Here is a 13,210-nt window from a genome sequence, read left to right on the forward strand (position 1 = left end):
GCTTGCTGCTACGGGTCTTTATGCAGGCCACGTTTAACCCTGAGTCGTCTCCCCACTTCTCGGGGTTTCTTTTTGCCTGAATTTTGTCAGTGTCCGGCCTGGTCCTCGAAAAACCGCCGGGAGGCTTCCAGATACTCGCTGCGGCTTTCCGGGTCGAGCCAGGCGGCGTAAGCCTCGCTCAGGTAATCACGGGGTAGGGTACGCAGCAGTTGATTGATCTCGATGATTGCCTGTCGGCCTTGAGGGGTGTCGGTGCAGCCGATGTAACCGGACAGGTACTTGCCTGTACCGCGGATCGGGTAGAACAACAATTCATCCTCGGCGATCCCGTGCTGCTGTGCCTGGTAGCGGATTTCCGGTCGATAGCCGAGCAGCAGTTGCAAGCGTCCAAGACGTTGCATCTGCAACAGGCTGCCCAAGGCATCGTTGCCATAATGGAGCGTCAGGGCTTTGGGCGGAGCCTGTTTGATCAGCGCGTCGAGGAACTCGCCATAGTTGCGCTCGGCAACGATACCCAGGCTGACGCTGCCCGTGGCCAGCAGCGCCGCCAGATCCACTTCGCCATTCTTGATGAACGGCGTCAGCACCTCGCGATCAATGCGCTTCACCGCCAAGCCATTGCTCATTGCACGAAAGACCGGGACGGAAAATGCAATCCAGCTTTCGCGCTCCTTGCTCCAGTTCAGTGCCGCGTCGCACACAAGGGAAGGCTCGTGGAGCATTTGCAAGCCGCGAGCACGGTTAACCTTCATCACGCTGTGTTGGTACTGCGGCATGCCGGCGATCAACCGCGACAACAGCTGATCGATGACCCCCTGGCCTTTCTTCGGGCCATCGAAAATGAACAGTGGCGGCAGATCCCGCTTCAGCCAGAGCAAGGTTTCCTTGGGCTGGGCCAGCGTGGGAAAGGCCAGGAACGTCATCAACAGCATGCCCGCCAACGCGCACAATATCCGCCCGTTACGTACCGGACGGAACTTGGGGTGCCGCGCAGGCGGACGCTTCAGCTCAGATGGCTCCGTCTTTGCGCAGCTGTGCGATCTGCGACGCGTCATAGCCAAGTTCCTGGAGTACCTGAGCGTTGTGCTCACCCAATTGCGGTCCGACCCATTCACAATCACCGGGTGTATCAGAGAGTTTCGGCACGATTCCCGGCATCTTGAAGTCTTTGCCATCCGGTAGCTTGGCCTGCAGGAACATTTCCCGGGCGAGGTATTGCGGGTCGCTGAACATGTCTTCGGCGCTGAATATCCGGCTGGCGGGGACGTCGGCCTGATTCAGGTGTTCAAGGACTGCGTCCAGCGGCAACGAGTTGACCCAACGATCGATGACGCCATAGAGCTCGTCGCGACGGCTGTCACGGCCGTCATTGCTGGCAAGCAGAGGGTCATTGGCCAGGTCTTCGCGGCCAATGATCAGCATGAAGCGTTTGAAGATGGCGTCGCCATTGGCGCCGATCTGTACATGTTTGCCATCGGCGCTGGTGTGGATCGAAGAGGGGGTGATGCCGGGCATGATGTTGCCGGTGCGTTCGCGGATGAAGCCGAATACATCGAACTCCGGCACCATGCTTTCCATCATGGCGAAGATCGCCTCATACAGCGCCACGTCCACCACTTGTCCCTGGCCGCCATTGACCTCGCGGTGACGCAACGCCATCAACGCACCGATCACGCCCCACAGCGCGGCAATCGAGTCGCCGATGGAAATGCCGGTACGCACCGGTGGCCGGTCCTCGAACCCGGTGATGTAGCGCAGGCCGCCCATGGACTCACCGACGGCACCGAAGCCTGGCTGATCCTTCATCGGTCCTGTCTGGCCGAAGCCCGAAAGCCGGACCATCACCAGTTTCGGGTTGAGTGCGTGCAAGGTTTCCCAGCCCAGGCCAAGTTTTTCCAGGACGCCGGGGCGGAAGTTTTCGATCAGGATGTCCGCTTCACCAAGCAGTTTTTTCAGAATCGCCAGGCCTTCGGGATGTTTCAGGTTCAGGGTCAGGGATTTTTTATTGCGTGCCTGCACAAACCACCACAGCGAAGTGCCTTCGTACAACTTGCGCCATTTACGCAGCGGGTCGCCACCGTCCGGGGATTCAATCTTGATCACCTCGGCACCGAATTCCGCGCAGATACGCGAGGCAAACGGGCCGGCAATCAAGGTGCCCAATTCAATGACTTTCAGACCTGCGAGGGGTTTGGCGGTGAACGACATACGGGATCCTGTAGGACAAGAGACTGAGCGAATACAGAGTTTTAACATAGCCGACTGTCAGGCGCTCACGGTAGATCGCCATCAATTCGATGATTGCCTGCCGCATCGGTTAGACTTGCCGCCTTTCCCCGTATCAAGAAGCCCGTTCATGGCCCAGCCGTCCACGACCTACAAGTTTGAACTGAACCTGACCGACCTCGACCGCAGTGTCTATGAGAGCGTCAAGCAGACCATTGCCCGCCATCCTTCGGAAACCGAAGAACGCATGACCGTGCGCCTCTTGGCCTACGCCCTTTGGTACAACGAGCAGCTGTCTTTTGGCCGTGGTCTGTCAGAAGTGGATGAACCTGCCCTGTGGGAAAAAAGCCTGGATGACCGCGTCCTGCACTGGATCGAGGTCGGTCAGCCGGATGCCGAGCGCCTGACCTGGTGTTCGCGCCGCACCGAACGCACCAGCCTGCTGGCCTACGGCAGTTTGCGCGTCTGGGAAGGCAAGGTCGTCCCGGCCATCAAAACCCTGAAAAACGTCAACATCGCCGCCGTGCCGCAGGACGTGCTGGAAACCCTGGCCAAGGACATGCCCCGCGTTATCAAGTGGGATGTGATGATCAGCGAAGGGACGATCTTCGTCACCGACGACCGTGGTCAGCACGAAGTCCAGTTGCAGTGGCTGGCCGGCGAACGCGGCTGATTGCCCGCAGTCGATCAGCGCCATCCGGTTTAATCCTACGAACTTGAGAGAAGCACCTGTCACCCCATGCGCATCGAACCTCGCCTGTTGCCCGACACCCTGCCATTCCTCGGTGATATTCCGCCGCTGTTGACCCGCCTTTATGCGGCGCGGGGCGTGCAGTCCGAAGTCGAGCTGGACAAGAGCCTGGCACGGTTGATTCCGTTCCAGCAGCTCAAGGGCATCGATGCGGCGGTGGATTTGCTGGTGGTGGCGCTGGAGCAGCGGCAGCGGATCCTGATCGTCGGCGACTTCGACGCTGACGGCGCGACGGCCAGCACCGTGGGCACACTGGGTTTGCGCCTGCTGGGTGCGGCGCATGTCGACTATCTGGTGCCCAACCGGTTCGACTATGGCTACGGCCTGACGCCGGAAATCGTCAAGGTGGCGCTGGAGCGCCAGCCACAGCTGTTGATCACCGTGGACAACGGCATCTCCAGCGTCGAAGGCGTGGCGGCGGCGAAGAAGGCTGGGCTCAACGTATTGGTCACCGATCACCACTTGCCCGGCGATGAATTGCCGCTGGCCGATGCGATCGTCAATCCGAACCAGCCTGGCTGCGGTTTTCCGAGCAAGGCGCTGGCCGGTGTCGGGGTGATTTTCTATGTGCTGATGGCTTTGCGCGCGCGCTTGCGCAGCCTGGGCTGGTACGAAACCCGGCCGCAGCCGAACATCGGCGAGTTGCTGGATCTGGTGGCGCTGGGCAGCGTGGCCGACGTGGTACCCCTGGATGCCAATAACCGGATTCTGGTGCATCAAGGTCTGGAGCGGATACGTGCCGGACGTGCGCGTCCGGGGATCAAGGCCATTCTGGAAGTGGCCAAGCGTGACCATGCGCGCATCACCTCGACCGATCTGGGGTTTATCGTCGGCCCGCGCCTGAACGCGGCGGGGCGCCTGGATGACATGAGCCTGGGCATCGAGTGCCTGCTCACCGAAGATGTCGCCCTGGCGAGGGAAATGGCTGCGCAACTGGACGGCATGAACCAGGACCGCAAATCCATCGAGCAGGGCATGCAGCGTGAAGCGATGGCCCAGCTCAAGGATCTGCCGGTGGAGTCGATGCCGTTCGGTTTGTGCCTGTTCGATCCCGAATGGCACCAGGGTGTCATCGGTATCCTGGCTTCGCGCATGAAAGAACGCTATTTCCGTCCGACCATTGCCTTTGCCGATGCCGGCGACGGCTTGCTCAAGGGCTCGGGGCGCTCGGTGCAGGGCTTTCATATTCGTGATGCGTTGAGCGTGGTGGCCGCGCAGCATCCGAACCTGATCACCAAGTACGGTGGCCATGCCATGGCCGCCGGCCTGACGCTGCCGGAGGCGAATTTCCCGCTGTTTGCCGAAGCCTTTGATGCCGAAGTGCGTCGCCAACTGCGCGAAGAAGACCTGACCGGGCGCCTGTTGTCGGACGGGACCCTGGCGGTCGAGGAGTTTCATCTGGAGCTGGCTCGCGCGCTGCGTCATGCCGGCCCCTGGGGCCAGCACTTCCCGGAGCCGCTGTTTCATGGGGTGTTCCAACTGGTCGAACAACGGGTGGTCGGCGAACGACATTTGAAAGTAGTGCTCAGGAGTGAGTGCGGCTCGGTCAAGCTCGATGGCATTGCCTTCGGTATCGACCGTGACATCTGGCCGAACCCGACCATCAAGTGGGTCGAATTGGCCTACAAGCTCGATGTCAACGAATTCCGTGGGAACGAGACCGTTCAGCTGATGATTGCCCACATCGAACCGCGTTAAGCCCTTGTAGGAGCGAGCTTGCTCGCGATGGACGTCAACGATAACGCTCGTCACCTGACACCCCGCGGTGTTCTGTCGTCCATCGCGAGCAAGCTCGCTCCTACAGAGGGGGCGACATTCCCTGATGTCGACTAGGCTCTAATCACTGCTTGATTTTCCTTGTGACGTCTCGTCAATTTTTTGCCCGCGGGGGCGGGTGCCGTTCCTTTTTCCAGTCACTCGTCGACTTTCAAACAGAACCCTGGAGCCTGACCACTGATTAGAGAGGTGCCCCATGAGTCTGCTGCTTGAACCCTATACCCTTCGCCAATTGACCCTGCTCAACCGCATCGCGGTATCGCCAATGTGCCAGTATTCCAGTGTCGATGGCCTGGCCAATGACTGGCACCTGGTCCACCTGGGCAGCCGTGCCATCGGCGGGGCCGGGCTGGTATTTACCGAAGCCACGGCAGTCACCGCTGATGGCCGTATCACTGCGCAAGACCTTGGCCTGTGGAACGATGAACAAATCGAACCCCTGCAACGCATCACCCGCTTCATTACCGCTCAGGGCGGCGTTGCCGGTATCCAACTGGCCCATGCGGGGCGCAAGGCCAGTACCTGGCGGCCATGGCTGGGCAAGCATGGCAGCGTGAAACCCGCAGACGGCGGCTGGCTTCCGGTCGGCCCGTCACCGATCGCTTTCGACCCTGAACACACAAAACCCAAACAACTCGAAGAGGGCGAAATAGCCGGCATCATTCAGGCCTTCGTCGATGCGGCCAAACGTGCGTTGACCGCCGGTTTCAAAGTGGTGGAAGTGCACGCCGCCCATGGCTATCTGCTACATCAGTTTCTTTCGCCCCTGAGTAATCAGCGGCGTGACCAGTACGGTGGTTCATTCGAAAATCGCATCCGCCTGGTGTTGCAGGTCTGCGAAGCGGTGCGCGCGGTGTGGCCGCAAGAGTTGCCGCTGTTTGTCCGGGTGTCGGCCACCGATTGGGTGGAGGACGGCTGGAATCCTGATGAAACCGTCGAGCTGGCGCGACGGCTGAAAGCCTTGGGCGTCGACCTGATCGATGTCTCGTCGGGCGGTACCGCGGTCAACGCGGAAATTCCCACCGGGCCCGGTTACCAGACTCGCTTTGCCGAACGCGTACGCAAGGAGTCAGGTATCGCCACCGGTACCGTTGGCATGATTACCGAGCCGGCGCAGGCCGAACACATCCTGCGCACCTGTCAGGCGGACATCATCTTCCTGGCTCGCGAACTGTTGCGTGACCCGTATTGGCCGCTGCATGCGGATGACGACCTCGGTGGCCGCAAGGCCGTCTGGCCAGCGCAGTATCAACGGGCGACGCACCGTGATCAGCCCATCCATGAATCGGATCTGCGCGACTGAACGCCGCGATTGACCCTGTAGGAGCGAGCTCTGCTCGCGATGGTCGTGAACGGTAACGCTGGGAACCTGATGCCCTGCGGTGTCCTTTCGTCCATCGCGAGCAAGCTCGCTCCTACAGTATCGGTGCCATGAAAAAGCCCCTGAACCGCCAGGTTCAAGGGCTTTTTTTCGCAGGTGGAATCAGGCCGCTTCAATCTTGCTGCGGTTGTGTTCGACCTTGTTCAGGTAGTCCTTGAGCTTTTCCTGTTCTGCAGCGGTGGTGAACAGGCCGAGCTTACTGCGACGCCACAGGATGTCCTGGGCGGTGGTAGCCCACTCTTCACTGCACAGGTAATCGACTTCGCGGGTGTAGAGTCCGCCGCCAATGTGTTCACCCAGATCGTTCAGGTTTTGCACCCCTTCAAGCATGCGCCAGGTCCGGCTGCCGTAGGTGGTGGCCCAGCGACGGGAAATTTCAGTGGGCACCCAATCGTATTTGTCGCGGATTAGCGAGCTCAGGGCTTGCGGGGTGGTCATTCCTTCGCCGCCCGGCAGGGCTTCATGGGCGGTCCAGCTCGGCGTCATTCGCGGAAAGTATGGCGCCAGTTGCGCCAGCGCCGACTCCGCCAGCTTGCGGTAAGTCGTCAGTTTGCCGCCGAACACCGACAGCAGCGGCGCCTCTTCGCCGCTGCCCGACAGCGCCAGGGTGTAATCGCGGGTGACGGCCGACGGGTTGTCGGATTCGTCGTTGCACAGCGGACGCACACCGGAATAGCTGTGCAGGATGTCATCGCGGCCGATCTGCTTCTTGAAGTGGGCGTTGACCACGTTCAGCAGGTAATCGGTTTCGCCTTCAGTAATCGCCACTTTGGCCGGATCGCCGGTGTATTCGCGGTCGGTGGTGCCGATCAGGGTGAAGTGGTTCAGGTACGGAATGGTGAACACGATGCGCTGATCTTCGTTTTGCAGAATGTGCGCGTGTTCACCTTCGTACAGTTTCGGCACGATCAGGTGGCTGCCCTGGATCAGGCGGATGCCATATGGCGACTCCATTTTCAGGTCGTCACGAATGAACTTGGCCACCCACGGGCCGGCTGCGTTCACCAACGCCTTGGCGCTAATCGAAAACAGGCTGCCATCGGCGCGCTCCAGGTGCAGGTGCCACAGGCCTTTGGTGCGGCGTGCACTGACACAACGGGTCTGGGTGTGGATATGTGCGCCTTTTTCCCGGGCCGCCATGGCGTTCAATACCACCAGGCGCGCATCGTCGACCCAGCAGTCGGAGTATTCGAAACCTTTGGTGATTTCGCTTTTCAGTGCGCTGTCCGGGCCGAATTTCAGGCTTTTCGAGCCTTGAAGCTGTTCCCGTTTGCCGAGATTGTCATACAGGAACAGGCCGGCGCGGATCATCCACGCCGGGCGCAGGTGCGGGCGGTGCGGCAGCACAAAGCGCATTTGCTTGACGATGTGCGGCGCCTTGGCCAGCAGCACTTCGCGTTCGGCCAACGCTTCGCGCACCAGGCGGAACTCGTAATGTTCGAGGTAGCGCAGGCCACCGTGGATCAGCTTGCTACTGGCTGAGGACGTGTGGCTGGCCAGATCGTCCTTTTCGCAAAGGAACACCGAGAGGCCACGGCCGGCGGCATCCGCTGCGATTCCTACGCCATTGATGCCACCACCAATGACGGCGATATCGTAGACCTCGGCAAGAGGGGGCGCAGGCAAGGTAGAAGTGGGCATTGGCTAAGGTCTCGGAATTCTTGGATTTTCTGTATTTGAATTCGAACATTAATGTTCATTTGCGAAAATACTAGCCCATAAAGACGCGCACAGCCAGCCGGCTTCGATTGAAAAAACTCATCGAAGGGTGGTTAAAGGAAAATATTCGAACATTGAGTGCGCGCAAGAGCGCGATAGAGGCGGTGTAGAGAACATTGTCTTCGCGAGCAGGCTCGCTCCCACAAGGGCCGCAATGTACCTGTGGGAGCGAGCCTGCTCGCGAAGGCGTCAGGACAGACGACGAAGATCTAAGGGGTTATACGACTTCCAGTCGAATCTTGTGTTGATTCAACAGTTGGGTGAGCGCCGGCACAGGTTGCTGATCAGTCACCAGGCAATCGATCAGGCTGATCGGTCCCAGTCGAATCATGGCATTGCGCCCGAACTTGCTGGAGTCTGCCGCGAGGATCACCTGCCGGGCGTTGGCGATGATCGCCTGGGACACCCGCACTTCCTGGTAATCGAAATCCAGCAGGCTGCCGTCCTCATCGATGCCGCTGATACCGACCAGGGCGAAGTCGACCTTGAACTGATTGATAAAGTCGACGCTGGCTTGGCCGACCACACCACCGTCGCGCCGCACATTGCCGCCCGTCAGCAGCACATCGAAATCGTCCTTGGCGCTGAGCATCGAGGCTACATGCAAGTTGTTGGTGATGATCTTCAGGTGGCTGTGATTGAGTAGCGCGCGGGCGATGGATTCGGTGGTGGTGCCAATGTTGATGAACAGCGAGGCGTGATCCGGGATCTGCGCCGCAATCGCTTCACCGATGCGCTGCTTTTCATCGCGCATCTGGTCGGCGCGCATGGCGTAGGCGGTGTTTTCCACGCTGGAATCGTAAGCCGCGCCACCGTGGTAGCGACGCAGCAGGTTGGATTCGGCCAGCTGATTGATATCACGGCGGATGGTCTGCGGGGTAACAACGAACAGGGTGGCCATTTCCTCGATGCTGACATAGCCGCGCTCGCGGACCAGTTCGAGGATTTGCTGCTGACGGGGAGGCAGATTCATGGGGCGTCCTTTGGGCTGCCGTGCAAAATTTGCCCATGATGCCGCAGGAATCAGCTCCCGACCAGTTACATACGGATATGCATTATTCAGCGCCTTCCTGAGGCTCCCAATCACGGGTACGGCTGACGGCTTTTTTCCAGCCAGCGTAGAGTTTTTCCTTCGCTTCTTCGTCCAGTGTCGGTTCGAACCTGCGCTCGATCACCGCCTTGCCGCGCAACTCTTCCAGGCTGCCCCAGAAACCGCAGGCCAGACCCGCCAGGTAAGCTGCACCCAGTGCCGTGGTCTCGCGCATTTGCGGGCGTTCGACCTGGGTGCCGAGGATGTCGGCCTGGAACTGCATCAGGAAGTTGTTGGCCACTGCGCCACCATCCACGCGCAGGGCTTTGAGGCGTTCGCCGGCGTCCTGTTGCATGGCGTCGAGTACGTCGCGGGTCTGGTAGGCAATTGATTCCAGCGTTGCGCGAATGATGTGATCCACGCGCACGCCGCGGGTCAGCCCGAACAGCGCACCACGGGCGTAAGGGTCCCAGTACGGCGCGCCGAGGCCGGTGAAGGCGGGGACCAGGTACACGCCATTGCTGTCCTTGACCTTGTTGGCGAAGTACTCGGTGTCGTGGGCGTCGTTGATGATTTTCAACTCGTCACGCAGCCACTGCACGGTGGAGCCGCCGTTGAACACCGCGCCTTCCAGCGCATACGCCACTTCACCACGAGGGCCACAGGCGATGGTGGTGAGCATGCCGTGGCTCGATTTCACGGCTTTGTCGCCCGTGTTCATCAGCAGGAAGCAACCGGTGCCGTAGGTGTTTTTGGCCTGGCCGGCCTCGACGCACATCTGGCCGAACAGCGCCGCCTGCTGGTCGCCGGCGATCCCTCCGATGGCGATGCCGCTTTTGGTGTGGCCGTAGATTTCGGAAGACGATTTCACCTCGGGCAACATTTCCCGTGGGATATCCAGCACCTCCAGCATCTTCGCGTCCCACTCCAGGGTGTGGATGTTGAAGAGCATGGTGCGCGAGGCATTGGTGTAGTCGGTGACATGCACCTTGCCGCCGGTAAATTTCCAGATCAGCCAGCTATCGACGGTGCCGAATAGCAGTTCGCCGTTACGTGCACGCTCACGGCTGCCTTCGACGTTATCGAGGATCCACTTGAGCTTGGTGCCGGAGAAGTAAGGGTCGGTGACCAGGCCGGTGGTTTCGCTGATGTATTGCTCGTAGCCATCGCGTTTGAGCTGCTGGCAGATCTCGGTACTGCGGCGGCACTGCCAGACGATTGCGTTGTAGATCGGCCGTCCGGTGTTCTTGTCCCAGACCACGGTGGTTTCACGCTGGTTGGTGATGCCGATGGCTGCGACCTGATCGTGATGCAGGCCGGCTTGCGCCAGGGCCTCGACCATCACGGCGCTTTGCGTGGCGAAGATTTCCATCGGGTCATGTTCGACCCACCCGGCTTGCGGGTAATGCTGTGCGAATTCGCGCTGTGCGGTGCAGACCACGTTTGCGTCGCGGTCGAAAATGATCGCGCGGGAGCTGGTCGTACCCTGATCGAGGGCAATGATGTAGTTCTTATTCTGAGTGTCGGTCATGTCGATTGCCTTGGGCGAAAAAAGGGCTGGGGTCTGGCGCGCGATCTAATGGGCAGGATCATGCGCCAACGGTATCAAGAAATTCGTGGTTTGCCGTCAATGGTCGCAGTTGTGTCCCGTGCAGCGGGTTCGGTGCTCGGCAGGTGGCGGGCGATGACCCCGCGATAAGCCGCGGCGCCGAGGCATGCACCGACAATCGGCGCAAATACCGGGATCAGGAAGTACGGGATATCGCGCCCGCCCGTGAAGGAAATGTCACCCCAACCCGCGAAAAAAGTCATCAGTTTAGGGCCGAAGTCACGGGCCGGATTCATCGCAAAACCGGTGAGCGGTCCCATCGAGCTGCCAATCACCGCAATCAACAAACCGATCAACAGGGGCGCCAGCGGACCATTGGGCAGGCCATTGTTATCGTCGGTCAGGGACATGATTACGCCCATCAGGACGGCGGTGATGATGACTTCAACCAGAAAGGCTTGTGAGGTGGAGAGGCTCGGATTGGGGAAGGTGGAAAACACAGACGCCAGTTCAAGGCTGGCTTCAGTGCCGCGAACCATATGGTGAGTGTGTTCGAAATCGAAGAAGAGACTGCTGTACAGCGTGTACACCAGCAAGGCACCGCAAAAGGCGCCAGCCACCTGGGCGAAAATATAGAACGGCAGTTTACGCTTTTCGAAGTCGGCAAAAATGCTCAGCGCGATGCTGACGGCCGGATTGAGATGAGCGCCGGAAACCCCGGCGGTCAGGTAGATCGCCATGCTGACACCGACACCCCAGATGATGCTGATTTCCCACAAGCCAAAGCTGGCACCCGCGACCTTGAGCGCGGCAACACACCCCGTACCAAAGAAGATCAGCAGTGCAGTACCCAGGAACTCGGCCATGCATTGGCTCGAGAGCGACGGTTGTTGTAAAGCGGTTGTCATTGAAACCTCATTCTTTTTCTTGTCTGGCGCTTGCATCAATAGGTTCGAAGCGCGTTTTTCACCGAGGCGGAATCCCGGTTCCGTTTCCGGTTTACAGCTGGGCACTGCCGTAAGACTGTTCGTACAGTTTCATAAACGAAAAAATATAGACAAGAAACACTGCTGTCAAAGGTCGAAAGTGAACCGTCAGTCACAAAGAAACTATTAGTCTTGTGAATGATCTTCTCGGGACGCAGGTAAATTCGATACGGACGTGCTGTTGGGTCGGTGCCGCGATAGAGCCTTTTGCGAATCAATGTCCTAGAATCCGGCGCAGTATTTTTACTGCCGCCAAGTCTGGAGCTGTCATGACACCCGCATTGGATTTGCTGAAAAAGGTTCGGGCCGAACACCGAGTGCACAGTTATGAACATGACCCGAAGGCAGCGTCCTATGGGCTGGAGGCCGCGGAAAAGCTCGGGCTGGACCCGGCGCAGGTGTTCAAGACCCTGCTGGCGGCCAGTGAAAAAGGCGAACTGCTGGTGGCGGTGGTGCCGGTGGGTGGAAGCCTGGATTTGAAAGCCCTGGCCCACGCGGCCGGGGTGAAGAAGGTCGAAATGGCCGACCCTGCCGCTGCACAACGCTCAACGGGATATCTGCTGGGTGGGATCAGTCCGTTGGGGCAGAAGAAGCGTCTGCGCACCTTCATCGACAATTCGGCCCAGCCCTTTGCGAGCATTTTTGTCAGCGCGGGGCGTCGCGGCCTGGAAGTCGAATTGGCACCCACCGTGCTGGCCGAACACACCCAGGCGAAGTTCGCCGATATCGGTCGTGCCTGAAGACTGATGATCCCCTGTGGGAGCGAGCCTGCTCGCGATGGTCGTTAACGATAACGCGTGCTGTCTGATTGCACTCAGCGCTCTCTGGTTCTTCGCGAGCGGGCTCGCTCCTAAAAAAACATTACGACAATTTCATCTGGTAGCCTGACAAAGGGAGAATGTTATGCAGCTTGAGTTTCATCAGGTCGACGCGTTCAGCGATCGTCCCTTCAGCGGTAACCCGGCCATGGTCTATCGGTTGGACGCCTGGCTCGCCGATGAGTTGATGCAAAAGATCGCCGCCGAGCACAACCTGGCCGAGACCGCTTTTGTCGTGCGCGAAGGGCAGGGCTGGCACATTCGCTGGTTTACCCCGACCACCGAAGTGCCCTTGTGCGGCCATGCAACCCTGGCCAGTGCTTATGTCCTGTTTGAAATCTACAAAGAGTCGGTTGAACGCCTGGACTTCACCTGCAAATCGGGCCCGCTGAGCGTCAGCCGTGAGGGTGGGCGTTTGTGGCTGGATTTTCCGGCGATCGTACCGTCGGAAGTGGGCGTCACCCTGGATGTTGAGCGCGCGCTCGGTGTCGAAGCTGTGGACGTGCTGGGATCGAATGAGCTGTTCGTGGTATTGGAGTCCGAGCAGGCTGTGCTCGACTGTCAGCCGGACATGGTTGCCCTGGCGAAGCTGCCCTGGTTGGGCGCCATTGTGACTGCCCGAGGCAGCAAGCACGATTTCGTGTCGCGCTACTTCGCGCCGGCCATTGGCATCAATGAAGACCCGGTAACCGGATCGACCCATTGCAGCCTGATTCCTTATTGGTCGAAACGCCTGGGCAAGTCGAGTCTGACGGCTTACCAGTGTTCGACACGAGGCGGAGAATTGTTCTGCCGGTTGGAGGGCGACCGGGTGAAAATCGGCGGGAATGCGACGCTGGTGGCCAGCGGAACGCTGATGCTGGGTTGACGCAAAAAAACTGTAGGAGCGAGCTTGCTCGCGATGGTCGTTAACGATAACGCGGGTATTCTGATTCCCCGCGGTGTTCTTGAGTCCATCGCGAGCAGGCTCGCTC

11 protein-coding genes are annotated in these 13,210 nt (G+C 59.5%); 5 read left to right on the top strand and 6 right to left on the bottom strand.

Going from position 1 to position 13,210, the window contains the following annotated elements:
• Positions 1-86 precede the first annotated feature (86 nt).
• Positions 87-1,055, bottom strand: coding sequence for a TIGR02285 family protein (locus tag ACSFE6_RS03280; protein WP_435426250.1), 969 nt, complete (start codon positions 1,053-1,055; stop codon positions 87-89).
• Complete coding sequence (locus tag ACSFE6_RS03285) at positions 1,009-2,208, bottom strand: CaiB/BaiF CoA transferase family protein (protein WP_435426251.1); 1,200 nt, start codon at positions 2,206-2,208, stop codon at positions 1,009-1,011. Before ACSFE6_RS03285 ends, ACSFE6_RS03280 begins: the two co-directional genes overlap by 47 nt.
• A 148-nt stretch (positions 2,209-2,356) precedes the next feature.
• On the opposite strand from ACSFE6_RS03285, the gene ACSFE6_RS03290 reads away from it, so the two are divergent.
• The 3 genes from ACSFE6_RS03290 to ACSFE6_RS03300 all read left to right on the top strand — a co-directional run bounded on the left by ACSFE6_RS03290 (position 2,357) and on the right by ACSFE6_RS03300 (position 6,056).
• The gene (locus ACSFE6_RS03290) at positions 2,357-2,899 is read left to right on the top strand and encodes a YaeQ family protein (RefSeq protein ID WP_435426252.1); all 543 of its coding nucleotides are present in this window, start codon (positions 2,357-2,359) and stop codon (positions 2,897-2,899) included.
• A 66-nt stretch (positions 2,900-2,965) separates the two neighbouring features.
• Positions 2,966-4,675, top strand: coding sequence for a single-stranded-DNA-specific exonuclease RecJ (recJ, locus tag ACSFE6_RS03295; protein ID WP_435426253.1), 1,710 nt, complete (start codon positions 2,966-2,968; stop codon positions 4,673-4,675).
• 274 nt (positions 4,676-4,949) lie between these two features.
• Positions 4,950-6,056 (top strand): NADH:flavin oxidoreductase/NADH oxidase, encoded by a 1,107-nt coding sequence (locus ACSFE6_RS03300; protein ID WP_435426254.1) that lies wholly within the window; start codon positions 4,950-4,952, stop codon positions 6,054-6,056.
• A 180-nt stretch (positions 6,057-6,236) separates the two neighbouring features.
• Here the strand turns inward: ACSFE6_RS03300 and glpD are convergent, their stop codons facing one another.
• The 4 genes from glpD to ACSFE6_RS03320 all read right to left on the bottom strand — a co-directional run bounded on the left by glpD (position 6,237) and on the right by ACSFE6_RS03320 (position 11,340).
• Positions 6,237-7,775 (bottom strand): glycerol-3-phosphate dehydrogenase, encoded by a 1,539-nt coding sequence (glpD, locus tag ACSFE6_RS03305; RefSeq protein ID WP_435426255.1) that lies wholly within the window; start codon positions 7,773-7,775, stop codon positions 6,237-6,239.
• 295 nt (positions 7,776-8,070) lie between these two features.
• Entirely contained in the window at positions 8,071-8,826 is a 756-nt protein-coding gene (locus ACSFE6_RS03310) for a DeoR/GlpR family transcriptional regulator (protein ID WP_433736965.1), read from the bottom strand.
• 82 nt (positions 8,827-8,908) lie between these two features.
• Positions 8,909-10,414, bottom strand: coding sequence for a glycerol kinase GlpK (glpK, locus tag ACSFE6_RS03315; protein WP_435426256.1), 1,506 nt, complete (start codon positions 10,412-10,414; stop codon positions 8,909-8,911).
• Positions 10,415-10,488: 74 nt separating this feature from the next.
• Positions 10,489-11,340 (bottom strand): MIP/aquaporin family protein, encoded by an 852-nt coding sequence (locus ACSFE6_RS03320; protein ID WP_435426257.1) that lies wholly within the window; start codon positions 11,338-11,340, stop codon positions 10,489-10,491.
• Positions 11,341-11,687: 347 nt separating this feature from the next.
• Between ACSFE6_RS03320 and ybaK the strand changes: the two genes are divergently transcribed.
• Together ybaK and ACSFE6_RS03330 are read left to right on the top strand one after the other, a co-directional pair.
• A complete protein-coding gene (ybaK, locus tag ACSFE6_RS03325; RefSeq protein WP_435426258.1) occupies positions 11,688-12,158 on the top strand; it encodes a Cys-tRNA(Pro) deacylase in 471 nt (156 codons plus the stop codon).
• A gap of 163 nt (positions 12,159-12,321) precedes the next feature.
• Positions 12,322-13,104, top strand: a complete 783-nt coding sequence (locus ACSFE6_RS03330; protein ID WP_435426259.1) for a PhzF family phenazine biosynthesis protein — start codon at positions 12,322-12,324, stop codon at positions 13,102-13,104.
• Positions 13,105-13,210: the final 106 nt, after the last annotated feature.

Origin of the sequence: Pseudomonas baetica (assembly GCF_051216495.1) — a bacterium.
GTDB lineage: Bacteria > Pseudomonadota > Gammaproteobacteria > Pseudomonadales > Pseudomonadaceae > Aquipseudomonas > Aquipseudomonas baetica_B.

Coding starts and splice junctions, on each gene's coding strand:
- ACSFE6_RS03330 (WP_435426259.1), top strand. CDS start 12,322: ATGCAGCTTGAGTTTCATCAGGTCGACGCGTTCAGCGATCGTCCCTTC.
- ACSFE6_RS03280 (WP_435426250.1), bottom strand. CDS start 1,055: ATGACGCGTCGCAGATCGCACAGCTGCGCAAAGACGGAGCCATCTGAG.
- ybaK (WP_435426258.1), top strand. CDS start 11,688: ATGACACCCGCATTGGATTTGCTGAAAAAGGTTCGGGCCGAACACCGA.
- ACSFE6_RS03290 (WP_435426252.1), top strand. CDS start 2,357: ATGGCCCAGCCGTCCACGACCTACAAGTTTGAACTGAACCTGACCGAC.
- recJ (WP_435426253.1), top strand. CDS start 2,966: ATGCGCATCGAACCTCGCCTGTTGCCCGACACCCTGCCATTCCTCGGT.
- glpD (WP_435426255.1), bottom strand. CDS start 7,775: ATGCCCACTTCTACCTTGCCTGCGCCCCCTCTTGCCGAGGTCTACGAT.
- ACSFE6_RS03285 (WP_435426251.1), bottom strand. CDS start 2,208: ATGTCGTTCACCGCCAAACCCCTCGCAGGTCTGAAAGTCATTGAATTG.
- ACSFE6_RS03320 (WP_435426257.1), bottom strand. CDS start 11,340: ATGACAACCGCTTTACAACAACCGTCGCTCTCGAGCCAATGCATGGCC.
- glpK (WP_435426256.1), bottom strand. CDS start 10,414: ATGACCGACACTCAGAATAAGAACTACATCATTGCCCTCGATCAGGGT.
- ACSFE6_RS03310 (WP_433736965.1), bottom strand. CDS start 8,826: ATGAATCTGCCTCCCCGTCAGCAGCAAATCCTCGAACTGGTCCGCGAG.
- ACSFE6_RS03300 (WP_435426254.1), top strand. CDS start 4,950: ATGAGTCTGCTGCTTGAACCCTATACCCTTCGCCAATTGACCCTGCTC.